This window comes from Bacillus sp. TE8-1 (genome assembly GCF_008368855.1).
GTDB classification, from domain to species: Bacteria; Bacillota; Bacilli; order Bacillales; family Bacillaceae_G; genus Bacillus_A; species Bacillus_A cereus.
Genome location: NZ_QPET01000067.1, coordinates 1 through 2,544, shown reverse-complemented (window position 1 = coordinate 2,544; position 2,544 = coordinate 1). Strand labels below are relative to the sequence as shown.

Below are 2,544 nucleotides of genomic sequence, written 5' to 3'. Positions count from 1 at the left end.
TTCTTCAGCAGGCTTTTGCTCAGCTGGTTTTTGAGTATTGTTGTTTTCAGCAGGCTTTTGAGCTTCTGGTTTTTGAACTTCTTCAGCAGGCTTTTGCTCGGCAGGTTTTTGCTCAACTGGCTTTTGAGTTTCTGGCTTAGCTGTTGGTTGCTCAGTTACAACATTTTCAGTAGGTTGTTGACCAGGAATGAAGCAGTTTGGTTGGAAGTTTCCTTGTTGCCATTGTGCTAATGATTCAACTCCCATAGATTGTAAGAATGCTTGTAATTCTTGTTGGCTCATTTGTTTCATCATTACTTTTGAATGCTGAATATTTTGAACCTTTACGTTAGATGGTTGTACTGTTGCAGCTTGTGCATCTAGAGAAGATACTCCTAAAGTAAGAGCTGTTGCAGCAGCTACAGATAATAAAACACGCTTTTTCATGATGTGTGTCCCCCTATATAAAGTTTTAATTTGTTTTCACACGATTTGTTTTTGACAGCCTGTCTGACTGACAAATTCATCGTAGCATACAATTTGCGAGAAAAAAGATGGAAAAAAATTCATAGACTTTAAAATTACCTAATTTATCCTAAGAGAAGAAGGGGGTAAAAATAAGAGAAATATAGAGTATAAAAGGAATTTATAGTGTTTTTATACTTGGTTTTAAGAGGGGATTTTTGGATAAAGTTACCTAAATAGAAAATGAAGAATCCTATTGTATCAATGGTTTGAACGATTTTTCGAGGAATATAATGGATTGATTTTTACAAAACTGTAATGTTTCTGTTGTTCTTTTTTATAATAAAGTAACATATTTTTAATGTTGTAGCAGACAAAAAAGCGGCTATCTCTTTACATAGACGAAGGAGATAGCCGTTTTCCTATTATTACGTATGTTACGAGTTGTTACGAGTTAGTTTCAATTGCTTCTAATAATAAATCCACAATGTGAATTCCTCTCATTTTATGAGAAAGCCCTTCTCGCTCAATGCCCAATTTCATTTGTAATAAACAACCTGGATTTGCAGTAACAATGGTTGCTGCTTCTGTTTCATGCACACGGTCCATTTTGTAATCTAGAAATTCCATTGATAACTCTGAATGAACAATATTGTAAATACCAGCAGAGCCACAGCAGCGGTCGGCATCTTTCATTTCTCGATATGTTGCACCTTGGATAGCCTCTAGTAACATACGAGGTTCAGAAGATGTGCGCATAACATTGCGTAAATGACAAGAGTCTTGATACGTAATAACCTGCGGCGTGAGTCGTAAGTCAGTTCGCTTATGGAAGTCTAGTTCTACTAGTATAGCAGTAATATCTTTAATTTTAGAAACAAACTGCTTAGCACGTTCAGCCCAATCCGGATCATCCTTTAAAAGATAATCATAGTCTACAAGATAAGCCCCGCAACCACCTGCATTCGTAATAATATAGTCGATGTTTAAATTTTCGAATGCTTTTATATTTCGCTTTGCTAATTCTTTTGCTCCACTCTTTTCACCAGCATGTCCATGCAATGCACCGCAGCAACTTTGTGTTTTCGGAATAACGATATCACAACCAGCTAATTGAAGAAGTTTCATCGTTGCATTATTTGTTTCTAAAAACATCGTATCCATTAAGCAGCCTGTAAAGAATGCAACTTGTTTTTTCTTTGTACTTTCTGCAGGTAAAAATGAAGGACGATCTTTCATCGCTTTCATTTTAGGGACTTTTGGTAAAACGAGATCCATCGTTGCAAGGGTTTCAGGGAATAACTTCATAATCCCTGTTTTATGTGTTAGCGTTTGTAAACCAGAACGTTGATAAAATCCGATTAGTCCAGTTAATGTTCTCATTCGATTTTGATGGGGGAATAATCCTTCAAAAACGACTTTTCGAACAGCTTTCACTGGCACTGAGAATTTTTTATTTTGATTAATAATATCACGAGCTTCTTCTAATAAATGTCCATAATTTACACCAGATGGACAAACAGGCTCACAAGCACGGCAACCAAGACAAACGTTTAATGTATTTTCAACATCTTCATCTGGTTCGATTAAACCATCAACGACTGCTTTCATTAATGCAATACGTCCGCGCGGTGAATGTGACTCTTTATATCCGGATTGAATGTAGGTAGGACAAGTAGGTAAACAAAAACCGCATCGCATACAGTTTAGTAATTCATCTTCACTTAATCGTTCTTTAAATTCTTTTTGAATATTTTCTTTATTTAATGTGGTCATCGCTCAACCACCACTCTTTTTCGAGTGTCTTTCGCGAACATTTTTCCAGGATTCATAATGTTATTTGGATCGAAAGCTTGCTTTATTCCTTGCATAGCTGCAATACCTTCTTTACCTAATTTCATTTCTAAATATGGAGCTTTCATTGCACCAACACCATGTTCACCAGTAATTGTACCACCAAGTTCAATTGCTTTCGCAAATATTTCAGCAAAAGCTTGCTCAGCTCGGTGCATCTCTTCTGCATTACGAGCGTCTGTCATACAAGTTGGATGTAAATTACCATCACCAGCATGTCCAAACGTACAAATAGGAATATTATAT

The 2,544-nt window shown here is 36.2% G+C and carries 2 protein-coding genes and 1 pseudogene; all 3 read right to left on the bottom strand.

From position 1 onward, the window contains the following. A pseudogene (locus DN404_RS30320) lies at positions 1–426 on the bottom strand (CAP domain-containing protein); the annotation flags it as partial. A gap of 465 nt (positions 427–891) precedes the next feature. Then, positions 892–2,220 carry a (Fe-S)-binding protein gene (locus DN404_RS30315; RefSeq protein ID WP_006917711.1) on the bottom strand — a complete coding sequence of 443 codons (1,329 nt, stop codon included), beginning with the start codon at positions 2,218–2,220 and terminating at the stop codon, positions 892–894. Then, on the bottom strand, positions 2,217–2,544 hold a 328-nt coding region (locus DN404_RS30310), incomplete at its 5' end, for an FAD-linked oxidase C-terminal domain-containing protein (RefSeq protein WP_304520831.1). The genes DN404_RS30315 and DN404_RS30310, both read right to left, overlap by 4 nt.

What these genes read in the sequence shown, in the direction of transcription:
- DN404_RS30315 (WP_006917711.1), bottom strand. Translation starts at nt 2,220, where the DNA reads ATGACCACATTAAATAAAGAAAATATTCAAAAAGAATTTAAAGAACGA.